Raw genomic sequence first — 20,458 nt, 5'->3', positions numbered from 1 at the left:
GCCTCTATAGTCATCGGCCATGAGCGATGGCAACGACGATATCAGCGCGAACGAACGGCCTGTGTTCCTCGCCGAACTCAGGCCGCACCGCTCGCTCGGCCACAAGGGTCACTTCGTCTTCTTCCTCATCACGGGCGCGCTGACCTTCGCCCATATGGCTGTCTTCCTCCTCTCCGGCGCCTGGCCGGTGATGATGTTCTTCGGCGCCGACTTCCTGATCCTGTTCGGCGCCTTCTGGTTCAACAACCGCGCGGCCCGCGCATCCGAACTGATCGCCCTGTCGCGCACCAATATCGCGATCCGCAAGCGCGACCCTGCCGGGCGCGAGACTGCGCATGACTTCAACCCCTTCTGGGCGCGCTTCAACGTCGCGCGCAAGGAGGAGATCGGCATCACCGGCATGTCGGTGAGCGGGCAGGGACGGTGGACCGACGTCGGCGGATTCCTGCACCTCGACGACCGCGAGCGTTTCGCATCCGCCTTTTCCGGCGCGCTCGCGCGCGTCAAGCGCGGTCACTGATCGCGGTCACTGATTGCTGCCGCAAGTTTCGGGTGGCGACCTGTAGCAAGGCATGGTTTCCTGAAGGTCAGGAGAAAGAACATGAACATCACCGCCACGCTGAATGCCGACATCACCCCTGCGGGTTCGGACTACGAGACGGTCCGCCGCGTCATCGAGATGATCACCGAGGACTATCGCGACCAGCCCTCGCTGGACGACCTGGCCGCCCGCCTGAGGCAGCCGCCGACGCAGTTGCAGAAGACCTTCACCCGATGGGCCGGCCTCTCGCCGAAGGCGTTTTTGCAGGCGATCACGCTGGATCACGCCAAGCGGCTGTTGCGCCACGAGGACATGCCGCTGCTCGAGACCAGCTTCGAGATCGGCCTGTCCGGTCCCGGCCGGCTGCACGATCTCTTCGTCACTCACGAAGCGATGTCGCCCGGCGAATGGAAGGCGCGCGGCGCCGGCCTGACGATCCGCTACGGCTTCCACGTCTCGCCGTTCGGCCAGGCGCTGGTGATGGCCACGGATCGCGGCCTTGCCGGCCTTGCCTTCGCCGACGACGGCGACGAGCAGGCTTGCCTCGACGACATGACCTGCCGCTGGCCCAACGCCACCTATGTCCGCGACGACGAGGCGACCGCGCCCTATGCCGCGCGCATATTCGATCCCGAGCGCTGGCATCCGGAGGAACCGCTGCGTATCGTCCTGATCGGCTCGGATTTCCAGATACGCGTCTGGGAGGCGCTGCTGCGCATACCGCTCGGCCAGGCCGTCACCTACTCCGATATCGCCGGCCAGCTCGGCCAGCCGACCGCCTCGCGCGCCGTCGGCGCTGCCGTCGGCCGCAACCCCATATCCTTCGTCGTCCCCTGCCATCGCGCGCTCGGCAAGAGCGGCGCGCTTACCGGCTACCACTGGGGCCTCACCCGCAAGCGGGCAATGCTCGGCTGGGAAGCCGGCAAGGCGTAAAAAAAGGGCCGCGAATGCGGCCCTTTGCATGAAGGTCAATATCCGTCGCATCAATGCGCGCCGGACATGTCCCCCAGCACTTCCTTCGAGGCGACGGTCGAATCCGCGTTCAGCCTGTAGACCATGGGAACACCGGTCGCGAGGTTCAGGTTCAACACCTGCTCCTTCGTCAGCCGGTCCAGAACCATGACGAGCGCGCGCAGCGAGTTGCCGTGCGCGGCCACCAGCACCGTCTCGCCCGCGAGCACGCGCGGCAGGATATCGGTCAGGTAATAGGGCCAGACGCGGGCGCCGGTGTCGCGCAGGCTTTCGCCGCCCGGCGGCGGCACGTCGTAGGAGCGGCGCCAGATGTGCACCTGTTCCTCACCCCACTTGGCTCGCGCGTCGTCCTTGTTGAGGCCGGAGAGGTCGCCATAGTCGCGTTCGTTCAGCGCCTGGTCGCGGATCGTCTCAAGGTCGGGCTGGCCGACATTGTCCAGCACGATCTGGCAGGTCTTCTGCGCCCGCGACAGGTCGGAGGTAAAGGCGATGTCGAACTTGATGCCGGTGTCGGCCAGCGCCTTGCCGCCGGCATTGGCTTCCTCGACGCCGAGCGGCGTCAGGTCCGGGTCCTTCCAGCCGGTGAACAGGTTCTTCAGGTTCCATTCGCTCTGGCCGTGGCGAACAAGGACAAGGGTTCCGCTCATGTGGTCTTCGCTCCTCGCATTGAGATGGGGTGGTCAGTTCAGCCCGAGCACGTCGAGCATGGTGTAGAGGCCGGGCTTCTTGTCACGCGCCCAGAGTGCTGCCTTGACCGCGCCGCGCGCGAAGATCGCGCGGTCGCCGGCACTGTGCGACAAGGTCACCAGTTCGCCTTCGCCGGCCAGCACTACCGAATGCTCGCCGACGACCGATCCGCCGCGCAGCGCGGCAAAGCCGATCGTGCCTGCCACGCGCGCACCGGTATGGCCGTCGCGCACCCGCACGGAATTGTCTGCAAGCGCAATGCCGCGCCCGCGCGCTGCTGCCTCGCCGAGCAGGAGTGCGGTGCCGGACGGCGCATCCACCTTGTGGCGATGATGCATCTCGAGGATCTCGATGTCCCAGTCGGAGGCGTCGAGCGCGCGTGCCGCCTGCTCGGCCACGACGGCGAGCAGGTTGACGCCGAGGCTCATGTTGCCCGACTTGACGATCCGGGCGTGGCGGGCAGCGGCCGCGATCTTCGCATCGTCGTCCGCCGAGCAGCCCGTCGTGCCGATCACATGGACGATGCGCGCCTGGGCCGCGAGGCCGGCAAACTCGACCGATGCTGTGGGAGCCGTAAAGTCCAGCACCCCTTCCGCCTCCACGAAAGCTTCGAGCGGCTGGTCCGTCACCTTGACGCCGATCGGTCCGAGCCCCGCAAGTTCGCCCGCGTCCTTGCCCACGAAGGGGGAACCGGGGCGTTCGATCGCGGCAAACAGCCGTGCGCCGTCGATGGCATGGATCGTCCGGATCAGCGTCTGGCCCATCCGGCCGCCGGCGCCCACCACGACCAGCTTCATGTCGCCTGCCGTCATTCTCCTGTTTCCTTCCCCGCTTCCTGCGGATCTCCGCCGGGTGCCTGCAGATTGTGCAGCCGAGCGTAAAGACCGTCGATGCGCCCGGCAAGGACATCGTGCGTGCCTTCCTCGGCGACGGCGCCGCTCTGCATCACGATGATCTTGTCGGCGTTCACGACCGTGGAGAGCCTGTGGGCGATCACCACGACCGTCCGCCCGCTCATCGCATGCTCCAGCGCCTTCTGCACGGCCTGTTCGGATTCGGTGTCCAGCGCGGACGTCGCCTCGTCGAGCAGAAGGATCGGCGCATTGCGCACCAGCGCGCGCGCGATCGACAGCCGCTGGCGCTGGCCGCCCGAAAGCGTGATGCCATTCTCACCGACCGGCGTGTCGTAGCCCTGCGGCTGATCGAGAATGAATTCGTGCGCATAGGCGAGCAGGGCGGCCTCCTCCACTTCGGCATCGGTCGCCTCGGGCCGGCCGTAGCGGATGTTGTCGCGGATCGTGCCTTCGAAGAGATAGGGCTGCTGCGAGACATAGGCGAGGTTGTTGCGCAGCGACTGCTTGGTCACATGCGCGATGTCCTGGCCGTCGATCAAAATCTCGCCGTCCTCCGGATCGTAGAAGCGCGGGATCAGGCTGATCACCGTCGACTTGCCGGCGCCCGACGGCCCGACGAGCGCCGTCGTCCTGCCGCCCTCGGCAACGAAGCTGACGCCGTTGAGGATGCTCTTGCCGCTGCCGTAGGCGAAGGAGACGTTGCGGAACTCGATCTCTGCCTTCTCGATCCTGATAGGCTTCGCGTCGGCGCGGTCGCGCTGGTGCGGTTCGATGTCGAGGATCTCGTAGATCATCCGCGCATTGACGGCGGCCCGCTCCATCGACACCTGCAGCCGCGCAAGCCGCCGTGCCGGGTCGTAGGCCATCAGGAGTGCGGCGATGAAGGCGAAGAATGCGCCCGGCAGCACCCCGCCATAGATCGCCTGGTAGGCCGAATAGCCGAGCACGCTGGCGATCGCCACCCCGGCAAAGGTCTCCGTCATCGGCGCGGTCCGCTCCGAAAGCCGGGCGATGCGGTTGGAGCGCTTCTCCGCCTGGTCGATGATCGTCTCGACCTTGGCGCGAAGCTGCTCCTCCATCGTGAACGCCTTGACGATGCTGATGCCCTGGATCGTCTCCTGGATGGCGCCGAGCACATGGCTGTTGATCAGCACCGATTCGCGTGTCGCCGACTTCAGCCGCTTGGAGACGTAGCGCAGTCCGAGCAGCAGCGGCGGGGCCACGAGGAAGACGATCGCCGTCAGCAGCGCGTCCTTGGAGATCATCACGCCGATCAGCGCGATCAGCGTCAGGAAATCGCGCGCGATCGACGTCACCGTCAGGTTGAGGACGTCGCGGATGCCGTTGATGTTCTGGTTGATCTGCGCCGCCAGCCGCGCCGACCGGGCCTCGCTGAAGAAGCCGACGCTCAGGCTCATCAGGTGAGAATAGAGCCGGCGCTGGTAGTTTGCGACGATGTTGTTGCCGATCTTGGACAGCGTCACCGCCTGGCCGTAGGTCGCAAATCCGCGCAGGATGAAGGCCAGCAGGATCGCCCCGCAGATCCAGGCGACGAGATCCGCGCGACGGTTGGCAAAGGCCTCGTTGACGACCGCCTCCATGATCCAGGCGGTAAACGCCGTGGAACCGGCGACGATGACGAGGCAGAAGATCGCAAAGACATAGCCGCGAATGTGATCGCGCCCGTTCTCCGAAACGACGCGCTTCAGAACGCCCGTGATCGTTTCGGCACTGACGTGACGATCGCTACGGTGCTTTTCGCTCAATAACTCATCTTTCCTGCAGCGGCGACCGGCGCCTTTGGCATCTGCGGCGCCTGTTGCGGCGCTCTATAGTGCCTTGCGCCGCGTTTGGCGAGTCTGGCGTTGATGAGGCCGCGGACCTACTTCCGCCAGCGGCGTCCTTCGCTGGCCACGCCGAAGCGGTCGGGCATGCGGGCAAAGGCGGCAAGGCCCGCGAGTGCGGCCATCGGATGCGTGACCACGAACGTGGGAATTTCGCGCAGCATTTCCCCGTGCGGGGCCTTGTCCTCGAACCCGGCGCGGAATTCTGGGCCGCGCAGCGCCGGAAGGATCTTCTGCGAGATGCCGCCGGAGAGATAGACGCCGCCCTTGGCCATGAAGATCATGGCGATGTCACCGGCGACCCGCCCGAGATAGGTCGAAAACAGCGACACCGTCTCGATGGCGTCCGGGTCGGATTTCGAAAGGGCCGCACCGGTCACCGCAGCTGGCGCGTCCAGCGTGGCTTCGCGGCGCTCAGTGGCGCAGATGGCGTGGTAGATGTTCATGATGCCCCGCCCGCACAGCACCTGCTCTGCGGACATGCGCCCCTCGATCGGCTCGAGGAACGGCCAGATCTGGTAGTCGCGCTCGCTGCGCGGTCCGATGTCGATATGGCCGCCTTCGCCCGGAACGGGGATCCAGGCGTGCATCGCATGCACGAGCCCGGCCACGCCCAGGCCGGTGCCGGGACCGAGCACGGCGCGGGACGCCGCGAAATTCTCCTCGCCGCCGCCGATCTTCTCGCGATCGCCGTCGGAGAGCGCGGCGATCGCCAGCGCCTGAGCCTCGAAGTCGTTGACGAGCAATACGTCTTCCAGCCCGAGATTGGCGATCATGTCGCGCGGGCGCACGACCCAGTCGCAGTTCGTCAGCGGCACCTCGTCGCCCTGGATCGGGCCGGCGAGCGCCAGGATCGCCGAACGCGGCTGGACCGAGCTCTTGTCGAGGATCGAGCGCTGCAGCGCGTCGTCGATGGTCTTGAACTGCGCCGTCTGGATGATCGGGAATTCCTTCGGCGGGGCAAAGGCGTCGAGCAGCAGCGCGAAGCGGGCATTGGTGCCGCCAATGTCACCGATCAGGATGGGAAAGGGCAGGGCGATCTCGCCGTCGTTCGACTTTGCCATGATGTCTCGTTTTCCTCCCGGTCTTCGCGCCGCGATGAGTAACTTATCCGAAGGCTTTTGCCACCGTTGTCAGCCGCCCGCAACCAGCAGCTCGGCGGTCGCGAGATTGAGCGCCATCGGGATGTCGTAGACGATCGCAAGCCGCATCAGCGCCTTGACGTCGACGTCGTGCGGCATCGCCGTCAGCGGATCGACGAAGAAGATCAGCATGTCGACCTCGCCGGTGGCGATCAGCGCGCCGATCTGCTGGTCCCCGCCGAGCGGGCCGCTCTTCAGGGGCGTCACGTCCAGTTCCGGGCAGGCGGCCTGCACCCGGCCGCCGGTGGTGCCGGTGGCGAAGATCCGGCAGGCCATCAAGGCCGCCTCGTTCCGCCTGGCGAACTCCGCCATCTCATCCTTCTTCTCGTCGTGGGCGATGAGCGCGATGGTCTTCGGAAGCGGCATGGACGCGGTCCCTCAAGCGGCAGGTCGTCGGATTTTAAATCGATTAGACGCTCTGTATAGCAGGGCGCCGCGCATGAAAAGCCGCATTCGACGGGCAAGGCTACGTCACTGCAGCGAGGGCCGCGGCAAGGGGACGGGGATGATGCCCGCAGGTTCCGCGCCGCCATCGGCCGCGATCACTGCGGCGATCCCGTCTTCGGCCGCAGGCTGCGCTGCAAATGCCATCGCTGCGCCGCCGCCATAGGTGACCTCCTGCTCGGAGGCCGGCGCCGGCCCTGCCAGAACCGCCGCGCAGGATTTCGGCAGATCGGAGAGCTTGACGTAGCGCGGCTTCACCGGCTTCTGGTCCTTCTTCGGCTTCGGTTTCGCCCAGGGCTCCTTGGTGAACCACCAGGCGAGCGATTTGTCGCAGCCGTCGCCGGCCGGCACGGCAGCCTGGCCTTTGCAGTTGGCAGAGCCCGGCGGGCATTTGATGCGGATGTGGAAGTGTTCGTCATGACCGTAGATCGGGCGGACCTTGCCGAGCAGCGAGCGGTCGCCCTGCCACGTTTCGCAAAGCTTCTTCTTGATCGCCGGATTGACGAAGACACGTTCGACCTGCGGATAGCTGGCAGCCTTCATGACGAGCCGCGCATGCGTGGAAGTCCAGCGTCGCGAATCGACCGTCAGGAATTTGCTCTTGTCGAGCATGGAGGTGAAGGGGAGTTGCTCCCGCTCCTGGGCGCTCAGTCGCCGGTCCGGCATCGGCGTGAACCAGATGTCGGCGTCTAGCCCCATCTGATGCGATGCGTGGCCCGAAAGCATTGGCCCGCCGCGCGGCTGCGAAATGTCGCCGAGCAGCAGGCCCGGCCAGTCGAGCTTGCGCGCATCCTGCGAGAACTGCTCCAGAAGGGCGATCATGGCCGGATGGCCCCAGCGCCGATTGCGCGAGAGCCGCATCGCCTGCCAGGCCGGGCCGTCCGTCGGGATTGCCACGGCCCCTGCGATGCATCCCTTGGCATAGGAACCGTAGGCCTGCGTCTGCATCGCCGCCGGCAGCGCCCTTGCCCCGAACAGTTCCTTGGCCGGCCGCTCCTCGGCATGCAGCGGGGCCGCGACGGCGGCGAGAAGCGCGGCTGTGGCGCCGAGACGGGAAAGGAGCGTCATGAGCTTGAAAGACATTGTGCCGTCCGGAATCGATCTGTGTTTTCGTTCTGTGCGAATAGCACGACGCGCTTTCGCGGAAATGGATTTCTGAGTCGCGAGGGGGCCGCAAAAAATCGCCGCTTTCATGGCGGCTTGTGTCCTTTGCCCGGAATTTGTCTAATCTTTCCGGCAGACGACAGGAACGATCAATGACTAGGGGCTTGGCATGAGATTACGCAGATCCGGAAAATTCGTTGGGCTCATCCTTGCCGCGGCGGCCGTGACATCACTTTTCGCCCCCGCAAGCGCGGAAGAGACCACCCCCGAATGGCGGATCGGCATTTCCACCGTCGGTGATCTCAAGTACCAGCCCGGCTTTGCGCATTTCGACTACGTCAACCCGAAGGCGCCGAAGGGCGGGACGCTTCGGCTGTCCAACGCCGGCACGTTCGACACCTTCAATCCAGTGCTCGCCAAGGGCGAGGCGGCGGTCGGCGTCGGCTTGGTGTTCGACACGCTGATGAAGTCCTCGGAGGACGAGGTCACCACCTCCTACGGTCTGCTCGCGGAAGGCGTTTCCTATCCCGATGACATCTCGTCTGCGACCTTTCGCCTTCGCCCCGAGGCGAAGTGGGAGGACGGTCAGCCGGTGACGCCGGAAGACGTGATCTTCTCCTTCGAGAAAGTGATCGAGCACAATCCGCTCTATACGAACTACTATCAACATGTTGTCTCGGTGGAGAAGACCGGCGAGCGCGACGTCACCTTCCATTTCGACGAGAAGAACAACCGCGAACTGCCGCAGATTCTCGGCCAGTTTTCGATCGTGCCGAAGCACTGGTGGGAAGGAAAGGATGCCCAAGGCAAGCAGCGCGACATTTCCCGCACGACACTGGAGCCGGTCATGGGCTCGGGGCCGTACCGGATCGCCTCGTTCTCGCCGGGCGCCTCCATCCGCTACGAGTTGCGTGACGACTATTGGGGCAAGGACCTCAACGTCAATGTCGGCCAGAACAATTTCGGCCGCATCGAGTATTCCTTCTATGGCGACCGCAACGTCGAGTTCGAGGCGTTCCGTGCCGGCAATGTCGACTACTGGTTCGAGAACCAGGCGAGTCGCTGGGCGACGGGCTATGACTTCCCCGCCGTCAAGGATGGCCGCATCAAGCGCGAGGAAGTCCCCAACCGCCGCCGCGCGAGCGGGGTGATGCAGGCTATGGTGCCGAACATGCGCAAGGAGATGTTCAAGGACGAGCGCGTGCGCGAGGCGTTGGGCTATGCCTTCGACTTCGAGGAACTGAACAAGACCATCTTCTTTGGGCAGTACCAGCGGGTCAACAGCTACTTCTTCGGCACCGAGTTGGCCTCTTCCGGCCTGCCCGAGGGCAAGGAACTGGAGATCCTGAACGAGGTGAAGGACCAGGTGCCGCCGAGCGTCTTCACCGAGCCCTTCGAGAACCCGGTCGGCGGCGATCCGGGCAAGCAGCGCGAGAACCTGCGCAAGGCGGTCGCGCTCCTGAAGGATGCCGGCTACGTGCTGAAGGGCAACCGAATGGTGCGGGCTGATACCGGCGAGCCCCTCTCCTTCGAGATCCTGCTGTCCAGTCCCATGCTGGAACGCGTCGCCCTACCCTACGCCAACAATCTCAAGCGCATCGGCATCGATGCGCGGCTGCGCACCGTCGATCCGTCGCAATACACCAATCGCACCCGCGATTTCGACTACGACATGACATGGAACGTCTGGGGGCAGTCCCTGCATCCGGGCAATGAGCAGGGCGACTACTGGGGCTCGTCCTCGGTGTCGCGCGTGGGGTCGCAGAACTATGCCGGGATCGCCGACCCAGCCGTCGATGCGCTGATCAATCGGATCATCTTCGCCAAGGACCGTGAGGAACTCGTTGCCGCGACCCGAGCAATGGACCGTGTGCTTCTCCACCATCACTATGTCGTGCCGATGTACTACCGCATGTCGGATCCGATCGCTTATTGGAACCGAATCACGCCTCCGGTAGAATTGCCCACCTATGGCCTCGGCTTCCCCGACGCCTGGTGGTCGACCGAGGTCAAGCAGGACTGAGCGCTTGCATTGGGGCGCCCCGGCGCCCCAAATGACGCAAACACGAATCACCGCTGACAGCGGGGCGAGAATCGGGGATTGGGCGGTTTTGACAGCTGACAGGGCGATAGGGCGCGGCATGGCATCCGCAGGCGAGCGGGGGCGGGGCTGATGGGTGCCTATATCCTCCGGCGCCTGCTGCTGATGATCCCGACGATCGTTGGCATCATGGCGATCTCCTTCATCGTCGTCCAGTTCGCCCCCGGCGGGCCGGTCGAGCAGGTGATTTCCGACCTGACCAGCCAGGGCGGCGGCGACCGGCTTTCCGGCGGCGGCGGCGACATGCTGCAGGATTTCTCCCAGGACGCTTCCGGCTATCGCGGCGCGCGCGGCCTCGATCCCGAGTTCATCGCCAAGCTCGAACAGCAGTTCGGCTTCGACAAGCCGCCGCTCGAGCGCTTCCTGTCGATGATGGGCAACTATATCCGCTTCGATTTCGGCGAGAGCTTCTTCCGCAATACCTCGGTGATCGACCTCATCCTCGAAAAGATGCCGGTTTCGATATCGCTAGGCGTGTGGATCCTGGTCCTCTCCTATGCGATCTCGATCCCGCTCGGCATCAAGAAGGCGGTCTCCGACGGTTCGCCCTTCGACATGTGGACCTCCGCCATCATCGTCGTCGGCTATGCCGTGCCGAGCTTCCTCTTCGGCATCCTTCTGATCGTCGTCTTCGCCGGCGGCTCGTTCTTCGACTGGTTCCCGCTGCGCGGCATCGTCTCGGACGACTTCTGGCAGCTTCCCTGGTGGCAGAAGCCGCTCGACTATCTCTGGCACATGACGCTGCCGCTGATCACGCTGCTGCTGTCGGCCTTCGCCACGACGACGCTGCTGACGAAGAACTCCTTCATCGACGAGATCAAGAAGCAGTATGTGGTCACCGCCCGCGCCAAGGGCCTCTCGGAGCGACAGGTGCTTTACGGCCATGTGTTCCGCAATGCCATGCTGATCATCATCGCGGGCTTTCCCGGCGCCTTCATCTCGGCCTTCTTCACCGGCTCGCTCTTGATCGAGTACATCTTCTCGCTCGATGGCCTGGGCAGGCTCGGCTACGACGCCGTCGTCCGCCGCGATTATCCGATCGTCTTTGCCACCCTCTACATCTTCTCGCTGATGGGGCTGTTCGTCAGCCTCATCTCGGACCTGCTCTACACTTGGGTCGATCCGCGCATCGACTTCGAGCGGAGGGACGTCTGATGGCCGCCGTTCCCGATGCCCGCGCCACACCCGCCGAACCACCGCGCCGCGGCCTCCTGTCGCCGACCAACCGGCGCCGCTGGGAGAATTTCAGGGCCAACCGCCGCGGCTATTGGTCGCTCTGGCTCTTCCTCCTTTTGTTCGGCATCAGCCTCTGCGCCGAATTCGTCGCCAACGATCGCCCCGTGATCGCCTCCTACAAGGGCGAGATCCTGTTTCCGGTGCTCGTGAATTATCCGGAGGAGAAATTCGGCGGCTTCCTTGCCGAGACCGACTACAAGTCCGATTTCATCCGCGACGAGATCCAGGCCAACGGCTGGATGATCTGGCCGCCGATCCGCTACTCCTATCGCACCGTCAACTCGAACATCCCCCATTCCGCACCGACGAAGCCGTTCTGGCTGATGAGCCAGGAGGAACGCTGCTCCGGCTATCCGCTGGGAGCCGAGGATCCCGGCTGCATCCTCGGCAACATGAACTGGCTCGGCACCGACGACCAGGCGCGCGACGTGCTAGCCCGCGGCATCTACGGCTTCCGCATCTCGGTGCTGTTCGGCCTGGCGCTCACCATCGCCTCCGCCATCGTCGGCGTCTCGGCCGGCGCCGTGCAGGGCTATTTCGGCGGCTGGACCGATCTCCTGATGCAGCGGTTCATCGAGATCTGGTCGTCGATGCCGGTGCTCTACATCCTGTTGATCATCTCCGCGATCCTGCCGCCCGGCTTCTGGATCCTGCTGTCGATCATGCTCCTGTTTTCCTGGGTCGGCTTCGTCGGCGTTGTGCGCGCCGAGTTCCTGCGGGCGCGCAATTTCGAATACGTGAATGCCGCGCGCGCGCTCGGCGTCGGCAACGGCACGATCATGGTGCGTCACCTGCTGCCCAACGCCATGGTGGCGACGCTGACCTTCCTGCCCTTCATCCTGTCGGGCTCGATCACGACGCTGACCTCGCTCGATTTCCTCGGCTTCGGCATGCCGCCCGGCTCGCCGTCGCTGGGTGAACTGATCGCCCAGGGCAAGCAGAACCTGCAGGCCCCGTGGCTCGGGATCACCGCCTTCGCCATCATGTCGCTGATGCTGTCCCTGCTGATTTTCGTCGGCGAGGCCACCCGCGACGCCTTTGACCCGAGGAAGACCTTCCGGTGAGCGCTGCCATGACAAACCAGACGGCCAACGACCGGAAAGCCGATCCGATCCTCAAGGTGGAGGATCTGTCGGTCGCCTTCCACCAGGGCGGTAAGACGTCCGTTGCCGTCGACCACGTGTCCTTCGAGATCGGCCGCGGCGAGGTGGTGGCGCTTGTGGGCGAATCCGGGTCCGGCAAGTCGGTGACGGCGAACTCCGTGCTCAGGCTCCTGCCCTATCCGGCCGCAAGCCACCCCTCCGGCTCGGTGCACTTCAAGGGGCGCGACCTGATGAAGGCCTCGGAACCGGAACTGCGCCAGGTTCGCGGCAACGACATCACCATGATCTTCCAGGAGCCGATGACTTCGCTCAATCCGCTCCATTCGATCGAGCGCCAGATCGGCGAAATCCTCGAGCTGCATCAGAACATCAAGGGCCCGGCCGCGCGGACACGCACGCTGGAACTCTTGAACCAGGTCGGGATCCGCGAGCCGGAAAAGCGGCTGGCCGCCTATCCGCACGAACTGTCCGGCGGCCAGCGCCAGCGCGTGATGATCGCGATGGCGCTGGCGAACCGGCCCGAGCTTCTGATTGCCGACGAGCCGACGACGGCGCTCGACGTCACCGTCCAGGCGCAGATCCTCGAGCTTCTGAAGACGCTGAAGGACGAGCACGGCATGTCAATGCTCTTCATCACCCACGACCTCGGCATCGTGCGCAAGTTCGCCGACAGGGTCTGCGTGATGACGAAGGGCAAGATCGTCGAAAGCGGCCCGGTGGAGGCGATTTTCACCGATCCGCAGCACGAGTATACCCGCCACCTGCTCGCCTCCGAGCCACGCGGCCGGCCCTTGCCGGCAGACGACACCCGGCCGGTGATCATGGAGGCGGATGACGTCAGGGTCTGGTTCCCGATCAAGGCCGGCTTCATGCGTAAGGTCGTCGACCACGTGAAGGCCGTCGACGGCATCGACCTCAAGCTCCGTGCCGGCCAGACGCTGGGCGTCGTCGGCGAATCCGGCTCGGGCAAGACGACGCTCGGTCTTGCCTTGACACGTCTGATCGGCTCGAAAGGCAGGATCGCCTTCGTCGGCAAGGACATCGCCGATTACTCCTTCCAGGAGATGCGGCCACTCAGGAACCGCATGCAGATCGTGTTCCAGGATCCCTACGGCTCGCTGTCGCCGCGCATGTCGGTGGCCGACATCGTCGGCGAAGGCCTCGCGGTCCACGAACCGACGCTCTCGGCCGACGAGCGCGACCGCCGCGTCGCCGCCGCGCTGGAAGAAACCGGCCTCGACGCGACCACCCGCTGGCGCTACCCGCACGAATTCTCCGGCGGCCAGCGCCAGCGCATCGCCATCGCCCGCGCCATGGTCTTGAAGCCCGAGTTCGTCATGCTGGACGAGCCGACCTCGGCGCTCGACATGAGCGTGCAGGCCCAGGTGGTCGATCTCCTGCGCGACCTGCAGGCCAAGCATAACCTCGCCTATCTCTTCATCAGCCACGACCTGAAGGTTGTACGCGCGCTCGCAAACGAGATCATCGTCATGCGCGCCGGCAAGGTCGTGGAGAAGGGACCGGCGGAGCGCATCATCGAAGCGCCGGAAATGCCTTACACGAAGGCGCTGATGGCTGCCGCCTTCGATCTGGCGGCGGTGAAATCCGACGTCATCCGCCAATAGCAGGTAGCGCAACGTGCAAAAGAACAGCCCCGTCATCCTCGACCTGAAATTCGACCGCGCGCAGATCGCGACCGCCCTCAAGGGCGCCTTCGCGGGCAGGGAGGTGATCGACCTGGCGCTTCCCGCCAATCGCAGTCGCGATCTCTCCGGCGCCGGCTATGCCGTGGTGTGGCGTCCCTCGGCCGATCTCTTCGCGCGTGCGTCGAACCTGGAGGTGGTCTTTTCCGGCGGCGCCGGCGTCGATCACGTCATGACCTTGCCCGCCCTACCGGACGTCCCGGTGGTCCGTTTCGTCGATCCGACGCTGACGAACCGGATGAGCGAGTGGGTCGTGATGCAGTGCCTCCTGCATCTGCGCCAGTTCAAGGCCTACGAGGCGCAGAACCGCAAGCGCCTGTGGCACGAACTGGCCCAGCCCGAGGCGGCTGAGGTGACCGTCGGCATCATGGGGACGGGCGTGCTGGGCCAGGACGCGGCCCGGAAGCTGAAGGTCATGGGCTTCGACGTCATCGGCTGGTCGCGGCGCAAGAAGCAGATCGAGGGCGTCGAGACCTTCGATGCGGCGGGGCTGGATGCCTTTCTGGCGCGGACGGACATTCTCGTCGGCCTGCTGCCACTGACGCCTGACACCACCGGCATATTCAATGCCTCGCTGTTCAAGAAGCTCCGCCGCAAGGGCGCCCTCGGCGGCCCCGTCTTCGTCAATGCCGGCCGTGGCGGCAGCCAGGTCGAGGCAGACGTCCTGGCAGCCCTCGATGGCGGCATTCTTGCCGGCGCCTCGCTCGACGTGTTCGAGACGGAGCCGCTGCCGCTTCAAAGCCCGCTCTGGACCCACGAGAAGGTCTTCGTCACGCCACATGCGGCAGCCGCGTCCGACGTCGGCGCGCTGTTTTCCCATGTCGAGCGCCAGATGGACCGCATCGAGAACGGCGAGCCGCTGGAGCATGTGGTCGATCGCGCCGCCGGCTACTGATCGCCGCCCCGGCCATGTCGACCGCTCGATAGATGTAAATGGGCCGCTCAGGGCCTGCGGTAGCAGGTCGGCTGCTGGTAGAGCCAGCCGATCCGTTCGATGGCGGCAGCGAGCCCTTCGCGGGCTACGTTCATCGTGTTGCCGTTGGCATGCACGATCGTTTCTTCGTCTTCCATGATCGCCACGTGCCCCTTCCAGAACACGAGGTCGCCGTGCCGCAGGTCGCCGCGGTCGATCGGAATGCCGAGCCCGGATGCCTGCATGTCGGTGTCCCGCGGAACACGGCGTCCCGTCATCATCATCGCAAGCTGGACCAGCCCCGAGCAGTCGATGCCGAAGCCGCTCCGTCCGCCCCACAGGTAGGGCGTCTCCAGCAGGCGGACGGCAGTCGAGACGTAGTCGTCGCCGATTGCCCGTTCTGCCGGAGCGCAATGGGCGGCGACGACGAATTGCCCGCCGTCGAGCTTTAGGTAGCGCGTGCCGCGGGTCTCGGTCTCGCCGACGACGTTTAGCCGGCTACCGAGCGAGAGCGCAAAGACGGCCGGCGTCTTCAGGTCGGCCCCGCTATAGGCAAAGGTCCGCGGGACCGCGACGACGTGAGTTGCGTCGGTGCCGGCCTCGCGGAGGGCATTGTCCGGCAGATATCCGACATAGCCGTCGAAGTCCGCCTTGACCCAGGCCCAGCCATCCGCCCTGTCGAGCACCCGCAGGCTCTCGCCATAGAGGAGTTCGGTATCGATGCCGGCGCCGGCGTCCGGCCGGGGCCGGAGCGCTGTAACGGGAGCGGAAACGGTCGCCGGCGTGCCGGCCGTGTAGCGCGGAGCCTCGAGGCGGCCGCGCAGCGCCTCTTCGGCGAGGTCGGGTCGATAGGCGTTCAGGCGGCGATCGGGCAGGGCGTTCATTGGGGGTCTCACTAGGTAAGGGTCCGCCCGCGACCGATGATCAGGTCTCCGAGCCGTTCCAGATAGAGGGCGCCGTCGATGGTGCGCTTGATGATGACGTTGCGCCGGTCGCGTTCGTCGCGTTCACGGGTCACAAGTCCGAGCGCACCCATGGTGTCGAGCGCCCGGGTGATGACGGGCTTCGTCACGTCCAGCTTGGCGGCGAGGCCACGGACTGTGTGCGGCGGTGGCACGAGGTAGATCTCGAGAAGGATCGCCAGTTGCCGCAGGCTGAGATCACGCCCGTCGAGCTTGACCTGCTGCATCGATACGGAATGCCACAGGCCGAGCGCCTGCGAGGCCGAAAGTTCCAGGGGCAAGACAGTCTCCGGTCCGATATGCGCACCGTCGTTACGGTACCGTATCATTCCCGTCATGGGAATAGCCCTGATCTTGCGCCTCGCGCAATTCTCTCCTGGCCGCGCTGCTATGCCGCCAGCGACTTCAGGTGATGATAAAGCGCCCGGATCGCCTGGGCCTCGCCGCCGATCGGCGAATGCGGCCGCTCGGTGGGAGCCCAGCCATAGATATCGAAATGGGCCCAGCTCTTGGTCCGCGTCACGAAGCGCTTGAGGAACAGTGCTGCGGTGATCGCGCCGGCCATGCCGCCTGCGGGCGCATTCGTGATGTCGGCGATCCGGGCCGCGATGTCCTTGTCGTAGCCCATGTAGAGCGGCATCCGCCAGAGCGGGTCGTCGACAGAGAGGCTGGCATCGCCGAGCTCGCTTGCGAGATCGTCGTCGTCGGTGAAGAACGGCGGCAGGTCAGGCCCGAGCGCCACGCGCGCCGCACCCGTCAGCGTCGCCATGTCGATCAGCAGTTCCGGCTCCTCCTCGTCTGCCAGCGCCAGCGCATCGGCCAGGATCAGCCGGCCTTCGGCGTCTGTGTTGTCGATCTGTACGGTCAGCCCCTTGCGGCTGCGATAGATGTCGCCCGGCCGGAAGGCGTTGGCGGAGATCGAGTTCTCGACCACCGGCACGAGCACGCGCAGGTCGATCTTCAGCTTGGCATCCATGATCATCAGCGCCAGGCCCATGACGTTCGCCGCGCCGCCCATATCCTTCTTCATCAAGAGCATGGAGGAGGCGGGCTTGATGTCGAGGCCGCCGGTGTCGAAGCAGACGCCCTTGCCGACCAGCGTCACCTTGCGATGGCCCTTCTTGCCCCAGCGCAATTCGAGCAGGCGCGGGGCCTCGGCTGATGCGCGGCCGACGGTGTGGATCAAGGGGAAGTTCTCCTTCAGCAGGTCGTCGCCCCGGATCGCCGTGAACTTCGCCTTGTAGTGTTCGGCGAGCGCGCGGAAGACGTCTTCGAGCGCGTCCGGCCCCATGTCGTTCGTCGGCGTGTTGATGAGGTCGCGCGCGAGGAAGACGCCGGCCAGCTGGCGCTCGATGTCCGTCGCATCCGCATCCGTTGGGATCATCAGCGTCGGCACCTCCTTCGCCGCCTGGCGATAGCGCTCGAACCGATAGCTGCCGAGGCCGTAGCCGAGGGAAAGCCGGTTGGCGGTCAAGGGCGCGGTCTCGATATGCCAGTCGCCGGCCGGCAGCGTCCGCGCCAGCTTGCCCGACAGGAACGGTGCATCCGAAGGCGTCTTGCCGAGGCCGAACAAGGCCCCGCCCAGGTGGCCGTCATCCGTGGGCACGAGAAGCAGCGAGCCCGCTTCGGCCTTGAAGCCCGCCTTGCGCGCCCAGTCCAGCGCCACGGGTTCGATCGTTCCGGTCTCGATATGCGCCGGGGTGATGGCGAAGATCGGAAGCGTCTTGCCGCCGCGGCTGTTGAAGGGGGACGGGCGATCGATGAACTGGTAGGGAGCCATTGGCAGAGCCTTTGCGGTACGGTCCGGGAATCGGCGAATTAACACTCTGTTAGGGTTAACAGAATATTGCTGGAGTGAGGGTTGCGGCGTGATTCCTTACGATTTGGCCGCAAGTGACGTTCTGGGGAACATACATGCTTGGCTCCGCGCATGCACAACCGTTTGGCCGAAAACGCGCTCTTCTGACCGCGACCGCATTGCTGGCGGCGACCCTTGCCGGCTGCAGCACCGGACCCAGCAGGGAAACGACCGGCTCCATCCCCCGGAGCTCCAAGCCGGTGACGGAGATGAACGCCGGCGAGTTGAGCAGGGCCGCCGAGAGTGTCGGCAAGGCCTATGAAAAGAACCCCAAGGACCGCCAGGCCGGCCTCAACTACGCGAACCTCCTGCGCATGAGCGGGCGCAACGACCAGGCGCTCGCCGTCATGCAGCAGGTGGCGATCTTCCACCCGACCGATCGCGAGGTCCTGGCAGCCTACGGAAAGTCGCAGGCCGCCGCCGGCCAGCTCGAGCAGGCACTCGGCACCATCCAGCGCGCGCAGACCCCCGACCGGCCCGACTGGCGGCTGCGGTCGGCCGAAGGCGCGATCCTGGACCAGCTCGGCCGCGCTCCCGAAGCGCGCAACCGCTATCGCGAGGCGCTCGACCTGAAGCCGAACGAGCCGTCGGTCCTGTCCAATCTCGGCATGTCCTATCTCCTGGTCCGCGACCTGAAGACCGCGGAAACCTACCTGCGCTCGGCGGCACAGCAACCGGGTGCCGATTCCAGCGTCCGGCAGAACCTGGCGCTGGCGATCGGCCTGCAGGGCCGCTTCGACGAGGCGCAGCAGATCGCGATGCAGGAACTCAGTGCCGAACAGGCCCAGGCGAATGTCGCCTATCTTCGCGGCATGCTTTCCCAGCAGAACGCCTGGAAGCAGCTCTCCAACGAAGAAGACAAGAACACCAACTGATCGCCGCAGTCCGGAGGTCGGGCCTCGCCCGGGCGCCGGGCTTTGCCGTCGCAGGACGGCGCCTCGCTCACGGTCGTGACCGCTCCTTGCGAAGAATGATCGATCAGAACGTGTCTGCGACCTGGATGCCCGCGGGGCCGAGGATGACGGCGATGAGCACCGGCAGGAAGAATACGATCATCGGCACCGTGAGCTTCGGCGGCAGTGCTGCGGCCTTCTTCTCCGCCTCGTTCATGCGCTGGTCGCGGCTTTCCTGCGCCAGCACGCGCAGGGCCTGCGCGAGCGGCGTGCCGTAGCGCTCGGCCTGGATCAGCGCCTGCATCACCGCCTTGACGATGTCGAGGCCCGTGCGGGTGCCGAGGTTTTCGTAGGCGACGCGCCGGTCCTGCAGGAACGAAAGTTCCGCCGTCGTCAGCACCAGTTCCTCGGCAAGTTCGGGCGAGGCCACGGCGATCTCGTCCGCGACGCGGCGTAGTGCCACCTCCATCGACACGCCCGATTCCACGCAGATCAGGAGCAGGTCGAGTGCGTCCGGCCAGGCGCGCTTGATCGAAAGCTGCCGCTTGGAGACACGGTTGGAGATGAAGATGTTCGGGGCATAGAAGCCGAGATAGGCGGCGCCGATCGCAGCCAGGATCCGGATGGCAAGCGGCTTGTCGCCCAGGTGCCCGAGATAGAAGATGTAGAAGGCGCCGACCGCGAAGAAGACGAAGGGCAGCACGAACCGGGCGAAGAGGAAGATGTTGAGGGCGTTCTGCGAACGGTAGCCCGCCTGGCGCAGCCTGTTGATCGTGCCGCTGTCGACCAGCGCCTCCCTCAGGTTCAGCCGTTCGACCACTTGGCGGACGGAGCTGTTCTGTTGGGAGCGCAGCGAGCCGCGCCCCTGCGGCCCCTCGGCGTTCAGCCGGGCCCGTTCGCGCGCGCGGATCTGGTCGCGCTCGAGCGCCACCGACTTCATGCGCTTGTCGAGGTCGCCGCGTTCGAAATAGGGCGCCGCCAGCGTGTAGAACGTCGCCAGCACTGCGATGACCACGAACACCGGCAGAAGGATGTCGGGATTGGTGAGGGTCGAAGCCAGTTCCTTCATCGCGCCAAGTCCTTCCTCAGATGTCGAAGTTGATCATCTTGCGCATCATCAGGATGCCGATCGTCATCCAGACGGCGGAAGCGCCGAGGATGAGATGGCCGCGCGGATCGATGAAGATGACCTTGATGTAGTCGGGTGTCGTCAGGTAGACGAGCAGCATCACGATCAGCGGCAGGGCGCCGATGATGACCGCGGATGCCTTGGCTTCCATCGACAGCGCGTCGACCTTCGCCCGCATCTTGCGGCGCTCGCGCAGCACGCGCGAGAGGTTGCCGAGCGCTTCGGACAGGTTGCCGCCGGCCTGGCTCTGGATGGCGATCACGATCGAGAAGAAGTTCACCTCCTGCAGGGGAATGTAGGTGAACATGCGCGCGCAGGCATCCGGAACGCTGAGCCCCATCTGCTGGGATTCGACGACGCGGCGAAACTCCGACCGAACCGGTTCCTGGCCCTCGGCTGCGATCAGCCGCAGCGCGTCCGTCAGCGGCAGGCCGGACTTGATCGAGCGCACCATCACGTCGAGCGAGTTCGGAAATTCTTCCAGAAACTTGTTCATGCGCCGTTTGACCATGAAGTTCAGCACCCAGCGGGGCACGCCTATGCCGGCGATGAACAGAAGGCCGCCGGCAACGACCGCCGGTGCACCGAAGACAAAGGCGGCCGCTGCCATGAACAGGCCGAACCCGATGCCGATCAGCGTGAACTGCGTCGGGCTCAGCGTCAGGCCGGCCTGGGAAAGCTTCGACTTCAGGGTCGGTGCGGCCCGCTTGCTGCGCTCCTGCTGCTTCTTTTCGAGGTCCTTCAGCGAATCCTGGACCGACTTGCGCCGTTTCGACATCTCCTGCATGCGCTCGCGCGCCGCCTTGACCTTGTTCTGGTCGGTCTCGGCGGACTTCACACGGTTGACGCGGCTCTCGGCCTTTTTCTCGGTCTCGATGCGGGAGAACAGCAGGCCGTAGCCGAGCGCGCCGACGGCCACGGCCGCAAGCGCGACGATCGCGACGATGGTGAGATCAAGTCCGAACATCGGTC

Annotated in this window: 19 protein-coding genes; 8 read left to right on the top strand and 11 right to left on the bottom strand. The window is 65.3% G+C overall.

Annotated elements, in window-relative coordinates; genetic code table 11:
• Positions 1 to 19 precede the first annotated feature (19 nt).
• Both GGQ64_RS08605 and GGQ64_RS08600 read left to right on the top strand, forming a co-directional pair.
• Positions 20 to 520 carry a DUF2244 domain-containing protein gene (locus tag GGQ64_RS08605; RefSeq protein ID WP_183802137.1) on the top strand — a complete coding sequence of 167 codons (501 nt, stop codon included), beginning with the start codon at positions 20 to 22 and terminating at the stop codon, positions 518 to 520.
• A gap of 81 nt (positions 521 to 601) precedes the next feature.
• Positions 602 to 1,474, top strand: coding sequence for a methylated-DNA--[protein]-cysteine S-methyltransferase (locus tag GGQ64_RS08600; RefSeq protein ID WP_183802134.1), 873 nt, complete (start codon positions 602 to 604; stop codon positions 1,472 to 1,474).
• A 50-nt stretch (positions 1,475 to 1,524) separates the two neighbouring features.
• Here GGQ64_RS08600 and GGQ64_RS08595 read toward each other — a convergent pair whose 3' ends face one another.
• The 6 genes from GGQ64_RS08595 to mepA form a co-directional block, all read right to left on the bottom strand.
• Positions 1,525 to 2,160 carry a 2,3-bisphosphoglycerate-dependent phosphoglycerate mutase gene (locus GGQ64_RS08595; protein WP_183802131.1) on the bottom strand — a complete coding sequence of 212 codons (636 nt, stop codon included), beginning with the start codon at positions 2,158 to 2,160 and terminating at the stop codon, positions 1,525 to 1,527.
• Between the two features lie 33 nt (positions 2,161 to 2,193).
• Complete coding sequence (dapB, locus tag GGQ64_RS08590; protein WP_183802129.1) at positions 2,194 to 3,012, bottom strand: 4-hydroxy-tetrahydrodipicolinate reductase; 819 nt, start codon at positions 3,010 to 3,012, stop codon at positions 2,194 to 2,196.
• The gene (locus tag GGQ64_RS08585) at positions 3,009 to 4,820 is read right to left on the bottom strand and encodes an ABC transporter ATP-binding protein (RefSeq protein ID WP_183802126.1); all 1,812 of its coding nucleotides are present in this window, start codon (positions 4,818 to 4,820) and stop codon (positions 3,009 to 3,011) included. The genes dapB and GGQ64_RS08585 overlap by 4 nt, the downstream gene beginning before the upstream one ends.
• A 116-nt stretch (positions 4,821 to 4,936) precedes the next feature.
• Positions 4,937 to 5,962, bottom strand: coding sequence for a glucokinase (locus GGQ64_RS08580; RefSeq protein WP_183802123.1), 1,026 nt, complete (start codon positions 5,960 to 5,962; stop codon positions 4,937 to 4,939).
• Between the two features lie 69 nt (positions 5,963 to 6,031).
• Positions 6,032 to 6,406, bottom strand: coding sequence for a methylglyoxal synthase (locus GGQ64_RS08575; RefSeq protein WP_183802120.1), 375 nt, complete (start codon positions 6,404 to 6,406; stop codon positions 6,032 to 6,034).
• Positions 6,407 to 6,511: 105 nt separating this feature from the next.
• Positions 6,512 to 7,567: a penicillin-insensitive murein endopeptidase gene (gene mepA, locus GGQ64_RS08570; RefSeq protein ID WP_183802117.1), complete on the bottom strand. Its 1,056-nt coding sequence runs from the start codon at positions 7,565 to 7,567 to the stop codon at positions 6,512 to 6,514.
• Positions 7,568 to 7,757: 190 nt separating this feature from the next.
• Here mepA and GGQ64_RS08565 point away from each other — a divergent pair, with 190 nt between their 5' ends.
• From GGQ64_RS08565 to GGQ64_RS08545, 5 genes are all read left to right on the top strand, one after another.
• Entirely contained in the window at positions 7,758 to 9,611 is a 1,854-nt protein-coding gene (locus GGQ64_RS08565) for an extracellular solute-binding protein (protein WP_183802114.1), read from the top strand.
• 150 nt (positions 9,612 to 9,761) lie between these two features.
• Complete coding sequence (locus tag GGQ64_RS08560; protein WP_183802111.1) at positions 9,762 to 10,844, top strand: microcin C ABC transporter permease YejB; 1,083 nt, start codon at positions 9,762 to 9,764, stop codon at positions 10,842 to 10,844.
• Entirely contained in the window at positions 10,844 to 11,989 is a 1,146-nt protein-coding gene (locus GGQ64_RS08555; RefSeq protein WP_183802108.1) for an ABC transporter permease, read from the top strand. The genes GGQ64_RS08560 and GGQ64_RS08555 overlap by 1 nt, the downstream gene beginning before the upstream one ends.
• Positions 11,990 to 11,997: 8 nt before the next feature.
• Complete coding sequence (locus tag GGQ64_RS08550) at positions 11,998 to 13,653, top strand: ABC transporter ATP-binding protein (protein ID WP_183802105.1); 1,656 nt, start codon at positions 11,998 to 12,000, stop codon at positions 13,651 to 13,653.
• A gap of 13 nt (positions 13,654 to 13,666) precedes the next feature.
• Positions 13,667 to 14,626: an NAD(P)-dependent oxidoreductase gene (locus GGQ64_RS08545; RefSeq protein WP_183802102.1), complete on the top strand. Its 960-nt coding sequence runs from the start codon at positions 13,667 to 13,669 to the stop codon at positions 14,624 to 14,626.
• 47 nt (positions 14,627 to 14,673) lie between these two features.
• Here the strand turns inward: GGQ64_RS08545 and GGQ64_RS08540 are convergent, their stop codons facing one another.
• The 3 genes from GGQ64_RS08540 to GGQ64_RS08530 form a co-directional block, all read right to left on the bottom strand.
• Complete coding sequence (locus tag GGQ64_RS08540) at positions 14,674 to 15,528, bottom strand: C40 family peptidase (protein ID WP_183802100.1); 855 nt, start codon at positions 15,526 to 15,528, stop codon at positions 14,674 to 14,676.
• 11 nt (positions 15,529 to 15,539) lie between these two features.
• On the bottom strand, positions 15,540 to 15,887 hold the full coding sequence (locus GGQ64_RS08535) for a MarR family transcriptional regulator (RefSeq protein WP_183802097.1): 348 nt from the start codon (positions 15,885 to 15,887) through the stop codon (positions 15,540 to 15,542).
• Positions 15,888 to 15,994: 107 nt separating this feature from the next.
• Positions 15,995 to 17,386, bottom strand: a complete 1,392-nt coding sequence (locus tag GGQ64_RS08530) for a leucyl aminopeptidase family protein (protein ID WP_183802094.1) — start codon at positions 17,384 to 17,386, stop codon at positions 15,995 to 15,997.
• Between the two features lie 134 nt (positions 17,387 to 17,520).
• On the opposite strand from GGQ64_RS08530, the gene GGQ64_RS08525 reads away from it, so the two are divergent.
• On the top strand, positions 17,521 to 18,339 hold the full coding sequence (locus GGQ64_RS08525) for a tetratricopeptide repeat protein (protein ID WP_183802091.1): 819 nt from the start codon (positions 17,521 to 17,523) through the stop codon (positions 18,337 to 18,339).
• 103 nt (positions 18,340 to 18,442) lie between these two features.
• Here the strand turns inward: GGQ64_RS08525 and GGQ64_RS08520 are convergent, their stop codons facing one another.
• Both GGQ64_RS08520 and GGQ64_RS08515 read right to left on the bottom strand, forming a co-directional pair.
• Entirely contained in the window at positions 18,443 to 19,426 is a 984-nt protein-coding gene (locus GGQ64_RS08520; RefSeq protein WP_183802088.1) for a type II secretion system F family protein, read from the bottom strand.
• Between the two features lie 16 nt (positions 19,427 to 19,442).
• Positions 19,443 to 20,453, bottom strand: coding sequence for a type II secretion system F family protein (locus GGQ64_RS08515; protein WP_183802085.1), 1,011 nt, complete (start codon positions 20,451 to 20,453; stop codon positions 19,443 to 19,445).
• Between the last annotated feature and the right edge of the window lie 5 nt (positions 20,454 to 20,458).

The sequence above is a fragment of the Mycoplana azooxidifex genome, from assembly GCF_014196765.1.
GTDB lineage: Bacteria > Pseudomonadota > Alphaproteobacteria > Rhizobiales > Rhizobiaceae > Mycoplana > Mycoplana azooxidifex.
This window is presented reverse-complemented; position numbering and strand designations above follow the sequence as displayed.

Bases quoted from the DNA above. Each gene is read 5' to 3' on its own strand.
- GGQ64_RS08560 (WP_183802111.1), top strand. From the start codon at position 9,762: ATGGGTGCCTATATCCTCCGGCGCCTGCTGCTGATGATCCCGACGATC.
- GGQ64_RS08540 (WP_183802100.1), bottom strand. From the start codon at position 15,528: ATGAACGCCCTGCCCGATCGCCGCCTGAACGCCTATCGACCCGACCTC.
- GGQ64_RS08515 (WP_183802085.1), bottom strand. From the start codon at position 20,453: ATGTTCGGACTTGATCTCACCATCGTCGCGATCGTCGCGCTTGCGGCC.
- GGQ64_RS08575 (WP_183802120.1), bottom strand. From the start codon at position 6,406: ATGCCGCTTCCGAAGACCATCGCGCTCATCGCCCACGACGAGAAGAAG.
- GGQ64_RS08595 (WP_183802131.1), bottom strand. From the start codon at position 2,160: ATGAGCGGAACCCTTGTCCTTGTTCGCCACGGCCAGAGCGAATGGAAC.
- GGQ64_RS08530 (WP_183802094.1), bottom strand. From the start codon at position 17,386: ATGGCTCCCTACCAGTTCATCGATCGCCCGTCCCCCTTCAACAGCCGC.
- GGQ64_RS08550 (WP_183802105.1), top strand. From the start codon at position 11,998: ATGACAAACCAGACGGCCAACGACCGGAAAGCCGATCCGATCCTCAAG.
- mepA (WP_183802117.1), bottom strand. From the start codon at position 7,567: ATGTCTTTCAAGCTCATGACGCTCCTTTCCCGTCTCGGCGCCACAGCC.
- GGQ64_RS08605 (WP_183802137.1), top strand. From the start codon at position 20: ATGAGCGATGGCAACGACGATATCAGCGCGAACGAACGGCCTGTGTTC.
- dapB (WP_183802129.1), bottom strand. From the start codon at position 3,012: ATGACGGCAGGCGACATGAAGCTGGTCGTGGTGGGCGCCGGCGGCCGG.
- GGQ64_RS08520 (WP_183802088.1), bottom strand. From the start codon at position 19,426: ATGAAGGAACTGGCTTCGACCCTCACCAATCCCGACATCCTTCTGCCG.
- GGQ64_RS08555 (WP_183802108.1), top strand. From the start codon at position 10,844: ATGGCCGCCGTTCCCGATGCCCGCGCCACACCCGCCGAACCACCGCGC.
- GGQ64_RS08565 (WP_183802114.1), top strand. From the start codon at position 7,758: ATGAGATTACGCAGATCCGGAAAATTCGTTGGGCTCATCCTTGCCGCG.
- GGQ64_RS08525 (WP_183802091.1), top strand. From the start codon at position 17,521: ATGCTTGGCTCCGCGCATGCACAACCGTTTGGCCGAAAACGCGCTCTT.
- GGQ64_RS08600 (WP_183802134.1), top strand. From the start codon at position 602: ATGAACATCACCGCCACGCTGAATGCCGACATCACCCCTGCGGGTTCG.
- GGQ64_RS08580 (WP_183802123.1), bottom strand. From the start codon at position 5,962: ATGGCAAAGTCGAACGACGGCGAGATCGCCCTGCCCTTTCCCATCCTG.